A 7,591-nucleotide genomic window follows, 5' to 3' on the forward strand; every position below is an offset into this window, starting at 1 on the left:
GTAGTATGCCGTCTAATTCATCATTAAAGACAAGTCATGCTCTAGATTGATACTGAATGCAAACCTACCATTAGATGAGCCACCATCATTTAAGGTAAATAGTGCTCTTTTTACATCTAGAGTCCAATCTGCCTTACATGCCTTATTTCTACAACGTGCGTTAAAGTAATCTTTTGATGTTTGTTTAATACTACTTTCATGTGCCTGTTGACTACATACTGGGCACAGCTTTAAATACCTAGATATATTATTCTTTGTAACAATCTCGCTATACAACTCTTTATTTGCATGTTTTTTAGCAACACTCAATTCTTCATTTGATAGCATCTGATCAAACTTTCCTTGGTAGATCGCTTGTATGGCTGTCGGTAGTCTAACTGTAAACTCCGTCAAATATTCACAAATAACCACTTTTAAGATTTGTTGTTGCAGTTTTCCTGCAAGAATCTCTTTACCATGAAGTTCAATCGGTGAAATGACAATAATGTTATCGTTTTCGTTTACTGTATTATTTTCTGGGCAGATTAAAAACTCCCCAGCAGCTAACTCACTCTGGGTGATTTCTTCAACCAACGGTTCAGACAGCGCTACAATCCGGGCTACGACACCTTCTTTTCTAATTAGTAACCATTCGCCTTCATTTGAATATTCAATCGTTAATTCAAAGGCCTTATCATGATTTAACTTATAGCCTTTTGAGGCTTTAGTTAGAGACCACCCCAAGTTAACAAACACTTGTCTTATTGTTTGATCTACATAAGATTGGTATTGAATAAAGTTGTGCTGCTTTTGCTCAAGAATCTGCTGAGGACTCAACTTATCAGTGTTGGAATTTTTAAGCCACACTCGCCAAAGTTGAGCTGCTCTCCGATAGTTTTTATCGTGTACTAAGATATTAGTTTGTTTCAATTCCATTGGTACTTTAGACACACGTGGAATTGACTGATATAACTTATCGGATCGCAACTGTGATAGTTTGCGAATGCTAGATTTTACCTTTTCTAAACTTGATTCAGTTTGATCCTGCAATTGCTCTATCGTTTCATCGCTACCTTCATAGGCTCTACCCCAGTCCAGCGTTAACTGAGTGATATAGCGGTGATCTTTATTGCTGCTATCTAACGTTCCAAACCGACCGATGAAAGTTACAATCTCCTCAAGACGCAATTGATACATCATCAAATAATTAAATAAATTATCAATCAACCTTGCGTATACAATATTCTCATAAATGGCGATTTCATCTTCACTCACTTTCGCCATCAGTTTTTTCGGGACAATACCCACTATTGTTCTTTGCTGCCAGCATTCCGAATGAGCAACTAAGTGTGCTTGGTAGTTGTTTGCGTATCGTTTTACTCTACTGGTCGGTAACAATTCAGTGTCATAGCGCATACTCATTCTCGGTGAACTATTTATTTGAAATAGAACACCGTTATTGAAAATTTCTTCAATCCCTTTATCAAGTTCATTTGGAGTTATGTTTTTACTGATCTCAGGAGGTAAGAAATGGCTAAACTTTTCTAGATCAATTGCATCAAACTTATCATTTATTTGATAAATAGCTTCATAAATAACTCTGAGCTGTTGCTCGCTTTTTAAAATATCATCATTAGTAAACAATTCGTCTGAAGGCTTGACAAAAGCCACTTCACTTGGAAACATCTTCTCTATCTTTTTAGGAATATTTGGTTCCAATATAAGAGATTGCTCAAAGTTTTCTTCAAGCTCTTGACCAACCAGGGCATAACGCCCTGATTGTATGCAAGTGACTTCCCCTGGCTGAACTTTTTTAGAAGTTACTCTGTCTATTAACATTGTTAATAAACCCCTTCTTCTTTACGCGTAATTTCACTTTGAATGATATCAATAGCTTTTGTTCCAGTGCCATTCACTGATTTGAACATTTTACTTAGAGCAATCTTTAAGTCTTTTAACTTATCGATAGAAATATCATAACGACCAAGCACTTTGCCTTTACGCAACACACGGGTTATTAAAAGGTGCTCTAACGCATCGGCTTCATGGCCACCACAGTCTTTATATACAGAAATAAATCTAAGCGCTTGTGCTTCTAAACGGTTACCCCACCCAATATCAAATTGGCGTTCTAGAATTGCTGTAAAGTCTGAAGTAGTGAGTTTACTCAACATATCTAAAACTAGCTTTTTGTGAGTCTTTTGTGCTTTTATAAAAAGAGCATCAATTGAATCAAAATCTATTATCGTGTTCTTAATAGCTTTGGCGTGCCAACCTTCTGGTTTTACTTGCTTCTCCAAATCTAATGTGAAAGCTCTATCATGGGTTTTATCTGCAAACTCAAACGTTGTTTCATCATGGTTTGCCGTCCCCATAAACCAAGTATTCGCTTTGAGTAAGAGCTTTCTGTCTTCAACAAAATATTTTGGCGGATTTACAACTGACGAATCCATTAGAACAACTTTACGTTTCTGTTCGTTTTGCTCCATTGCAGATAGGAACTCCGCAAAATATTGTTCTGGGCGAGACAAGTTCATTTCATCAAGCAAGATAATATTAAAACGTTTCTCGAAAGATGGCGTATGTGCTTTATATAAGCCCTGCAAGCACTCTTTTTCATAGTAACGTTTTTCAAAAGCGTTGTAGTGACCAATCAAATCGTCTCTATCACGCCAACCCGCTTGAACAGGTACTGTCGTAACTTCTCCACCAACCGCTGCTGCGAAAGCATTAACCAAACTTGTCTTACCCGTTCCTGAGATACCTTGAAACACATGTAGCGGGCTAAGCGCTAAACCAGCCATAAACTTTCGGAGCAAGTCTAAATCATAATAAAGCTCTACATCTGTTGATCTGGCAATTCTATGCTGTAACTCTTCAGTGAATTCTTTTAATGAGTTAACAGGTTTTGCTGGCACCGGCTCACGGTATTTACGGTCCATTAATGTTAACTCTTTGAATACCTCTTGCGATTGCTGCTTTTCGATTAAATCATCTAATTGAGACTTAATCGCTTCAATACTATGAGTTAATGCTGCATTGCTAACTTCAAGAAGATCCTTGTGCTTTTGTAATTCCAACTTTTCTCTCACGCTAAGCTTATATTTACCCTCACGTAGCTTAACTTCATCGTGCTCTTGTTTAAGATCTCTTAATTGTTCTTCTAAATCGTCAGCTCGATCTTTATAATAATCAAGTTCTTCCTCTAAATTATCTTCGCTACGTCCTTTTAACTTGTTACGAGCATCTCGTAGTTCTTTTTCAAGTTCATCAATGCGTTTTAAAACAGCGGCAGGAGAACCAAGATCTTTGATCTGAGCTTCTCTTTCTAGTTCTTTATAGCCAAGTAAACGTTCAGTTAGATTTTTAATTTCGTTTTGATCACGATTGCGATAATCTTCTAGAAGCTTTAATTGGTTTTCTAATGCCACTTTTTCAGTTTGAATTTCTCTTCGACACTCTTCGATCGCTTGCTTTTTCATAACAGCATGAGCACCAAGTTTTTTCTTTAGCTGCTCATTTAACGATTTGTTTTCGTCAATGTTCTTATCAAGCTCCATTTGACGACTTTCTAATTCAGCATGTTCAGCGAGTAACTTTTCCTTTAACTCTTCAAATCGCGTATTTTCTTGTTCTTTTGCACGTTCATTACTTTGAGCTTGTTGTTCAAGCATTTTTAATTCGTTTGTTCTGCGTTGCTCATCAAGCTGCGCTATTTTTTGCTCGACTTGTTGATACTCTTTTTTCAAAGATTCTAGCGATTTTTGACGCTCTAGGGCAAAACCTGCATTAGCATTCGCCTCTTTTTCTAATAAAGATTGTTCTTTGCTTGAAAGTCCATTTAATTTCGATAAAAACTCTTTCTCTTTGGCTGCAAGAGACTCCTCTTTTACCATTATTGATTGGAGCTTATTCTTTACTTCTTCACTGTCCTTAGCTGCTTGCGCTACATTAAAATCAATTTCAGCTAAACTATAATCTTGCTCTTGTTTTGTTCTTTCATTTGTTTCAATAAGCTCTTTAAGTTGAGCTGTCAAATCTGATAAAGCCAGCTTTTCTTCTTCATTTAACTTACTAACGAGTTTTTCATCCAAAGAAACACCTACTTTTTTAAGAAGACCTCCCAAAATTCCATTTGACGTTGGAGCTTGTGGTTTTTCCATCGTTTTTGGTGCTGAATTTTTTTTATTTCGGTTCTTAGCCATTACTTAGTCCACTAAAATATTTTCTAAAAATTTGTCTACAACGTCGATGTAATGCAACGCTTGCTCATTGGTAAATCTTGTACTATTTCCGTGAGATGCTTCATCACGATCATGCGATAATTCGTATACTTGCCCAAATAACAAACTGTCTTGTGTAATAAACAAAAGCGGATGATGAGGATAATCTCTCATCGATATAAAAATAGTTGCCAGTAAAGAGCGAAGGCTAGAGTTATTCCCACGCGCCGTTTGATAAATTTTACCAGGCTGAACGTTAAGGATGTTATCAATTTGAGATTGACTGAACTTCTCTACCCCTTTTAATAGCAAGCTGATCTGTTGTCTCTTTTCATAATTTGAAAGTTTGTTTTCTGGTAAAATGCCTAATCGCTTAAATGAATTAGAAATCAAAACCCCTTTACATACAATTTCTAGCACTGAACCACATCCGTTGATTAACGATCTATTTAAACTATAATCCGCAAACTTTTCTCGATTAAGCCTTTCTTTCCCGTTCATTAACTCAAATAAAGGCTCGATTAATCCTTCATAACGCTCAGCATTAGGATGCTTAGTTAACACTTCAAACCTGGCTGTTTCCTTCATGAGTTCAATTGTCTCTGAATAAGATAATTCCTTTTCCTCAGTGTTAAAACTCCTAGCCGAAAACTGCTCTAGTTTGTCATTTACACTTCTAGCTTGATCAAAAAGCTCATTCATCCAGGGCGCTTTATTAGAAAGAGCAAATGGGTCAATAAAATCGAATTTGAAGCCTGATGACATGTCAGCCCATAGCAACAAATAGGACTGCTTGGCTTCTTTATCTGAAAGAATCATTTTCTCAGCCTTAATAGGCATATGATACCTTTCATCACTAATATTATTTGCTATCCAACGAGCCTCTTTATCTTTGCTCAACAGCTCATTCAGCTCTGCAACGTTTGGTCTATTTACTTCATGTATTTGCTTTTTAGCACGATAAGCTCTTACTCTTTTATCTGTTGCTCTGTCTAGTTTAAATGTTAATTTGTCAGTATCATTCTCAGGCTTTATTTCACTAGACTCATAAGCAATTCTCGGAAACCATTGCCCCGTTAACGCACACTGAAATACTGACGCTGTTGTCATTTCTGGCTCAGTTTCAGAATCTAGAATTTTCCGACCTTCTTCGGTAATTTTAAAGTTCTTATCTAGCCACCCATTTGGCTGCATTGTGGCTGTTAAGATGTATAAAACCATCTCCTTTTCTAACGAAAGCCATTCAGCAATTTGACTAGATGATAATTCTCTATCACCAGTAACTCGAATTAACTCTAAAATAGTTTTTTCAAAAAGGTTTAACTCTCGACCTTTATGAGAAGACAAATACACTTCCCAGCTGTATATCGGCCAGGCAAAAAGCTGTACTTCACGATTTTTGGGGAAATCTGTGATTTTTATATATGTATTAGAGAACAATACCTTTCTCCTTTTGACAAAGCTCATTAAAGAATTTAGGAAAACCCACTAATAGCTTTTCATTTTCGGACGTTCTAATTGATTCAGGCATAAGTTCGTTAAGGCTAAGTGATGCCAAACTTTTATCACCAACAACAATTAGCAGACGTTTTTGTCTCGACATAGCAACGTTAATACGATTAGGTATACGTAAAAAACCTAGCTGATCATTAACCGTTTCTTGAGTAATTTCATCTGCTTCATTCCAGCTTCTCACGGTTGATAACAACACGACATCAAACTCTTTACCTTGGAATGCATCAACAGAACCAACGCGAAAACGCTCTTCTGGCTTTCCACCTGAGATTGGTTTCGTCATTCTAAATTCCGATAAAACATTTGAACCCGTAGATGAATACTCCATGACTTTTCTGCTTACCATTTTTTCGATAATGTGGTCTCTTTGAGCCGCATAAAAAGTGATGATACCGACACTTAAATCCGGTCTAGCTGTTATTATCTTATACGCTTCATCCGCTATAACTTCAGCTTCACAATCACGGTATTTAGAACCATTCTTAGAAGACATTTTTCCTTTTGATGGCTCAACATTTATCCACGCTGCAAGTTTGCCTTCATAGCCCGGTACGTCTAATGGAAAATAAGATTCATCAAAGCCAGCTTTAACTGGCGGTAAGCCAAACCGCTCGTAAAACTCTTCACTCACAAATGAGCCTAATTCAGGGTGCATACGAAACTGAGTATCTAGCATTACAACACGCTGATGCTCTGTAGAACCCTCTTTTTCATATTTAGAAAGTGAGTGATACAAACGTTCAAACAAGCTTTGTTGTAATAATTCGTGATCAATAATTTCTAATTCATTTTTATCTTGTAGTTCTTTTTCAACCCTAGGCTCTAGCATATGCGGAAGCTGCCTGTGATCTCCAACTAGAACCACACGCCTTCTAGCCATTGACATAGGTATCATAAGATCCAATGGATTAGCTCTTGCAGCCTCATCGACAATTACAGAATCAAAATTAATATTCTTACTATGCTCAACAGATTTTATACCAGTCATAGCTTCGCCAGCCGCTTGCTGACATGTTGCACCAAGCACTGCACTATATTCTTTCAATGACTCTTGAACTTGTTTCTTTTCAAACATCAGAGAATCTAGGTATTTCTTACGATAATACAATTGCCCTAACCTTGGTGTGCTCACCAAGCTAGCTTCAAGTTCCAAAATTAGTTCACTTAAGTTCTTAGACTGCCCTGATTTCAACCAACGTTGATGCGGCAGTACAAATTTTTCTTGTAAAGTATCGAGCAATTGATTTTTAATATTTTTTAAAAAATCAAAATCTATATCTACACCGTTCTCAATTGTGGCTTTAAGCTTCTCCAGATCATAATCATTATTTTTTAAGTCTTTGAGTAATTGAATTAATCTAGTTAGTCTTAAGCTTCCATCGTCATCGTACGATATTGAGTCAGTTCTTAGTGCTCTGGTTGCAATTGTTAACTCTTGTTTTTGAATATTTGTTAGTGCATATGATGAAGATAAGCTGAACTGCTCAATAAGCTGGTCCACATTTTTTTCAATCTTGGCAGAAACTTTAATTCCGTATTCTGTCGCTAATTTTTTTAGTTTTAGCTGCAATTCGATTAAATTTTGATAATTGAATTGCGCACTATTTGAGTTTTTTATTTGGAAAACTAACGACGATATTGCATCAACCAGTTTGAATTCATCACTGCTTTGAATTTCATTTTCAACACTCAATTTTAAATCATTAACAACTTTATTTGTCCAAGTGTCGATGCTATTTAATTGTTGCTGATTCGCCTCATCTTTTTTACCACCGACCTTAATAGCAGGAAGTCCAAATACGCCAGATCTAGCTACGACGTTATCAACAGCATCATGTTGATAACTGGTCAATAGAACTTGGTGTTTTAGCGAT

The 7,591-nt window shown here is 36.5% G+C and carries 4 protein-coding genes; all 4 read right to left on the minus strand.

Annotated features, from left to right (window positions below):
* Nucleotides 1-12: 12 nt before the first annotated feature.
* The gene (locus tag AACV33_RS07035; RefSeq protein WP_182700019.1) at nt 13-1,818 is read right to left on the minus strand and encodes a hypothetical protein; all 1,806 of its coding nucleotides are present in this window, start codon (nt 1,816-1,818) and stop codon (nt 13-15) included.
* Between the two features lie 2 nt (nt 1,819-1,820).
* Nucleotides 1,821-4,184 (minus strand): AAA family ATPase, encoded by a 2,364-nt coding sequence (locus AACV33_RS07040; protein ID WP_182700020.1) that lies wholly within the window; start codon nt 4,182-4,184, stop codon nt 1,821-1,823.
* Between the two features lie 3 nt (nt 4,185-4,187).
* Nucleotides 4,188-5,642, minus strand: coding sequence for a hypothetical protein (locus AACV33_RS07045; RefSeq protein WP_182700021.1), 1,455 nt, complete (start codon nt 5,640-5,642; stop codon nt 4,188-4,190).
* Nucleotides 5,632-7,591 (minus strand): DEAD/DEAH box helicase (locus AACV33_RS07050; protein ID WP_220488624.1); only part of this gene is annotated, 1,960 nt, incomplete at its 5' end. The genes AACV33_RS07045 and AACV33_RS07050, both read right to left, overlap by 11 nt.

Origin of the sequence: Aliivibrio sp. SR45-2 (assembly GCF_963890165.1) — a bacterium.
Lineage (GTDB): Bacteria > Pseudomonadota > Gammaproteobacteria > Enterobacterales > Vibrionaceae > Aliivibrio > Aliivibrio salmonicida.

Excerpts from the sequence above, each read along its gene's own strand:
- AACV33_RS07035 (WP_182700019.1), bottom strand. The coding sequence starts at position 1,818 with ATGTTAATAGACAGAGTAACTTCTAAAAAAGTTCAGCCAGGGGAAGTC.
- AACV33_RS07040 (WP_182700020.1), bottom strand. The coding sequence starts at position 4,184 with ATGGCTAAGAACCGAAATAAAAAAAATTCAGCACCAAAAACGATGGAA.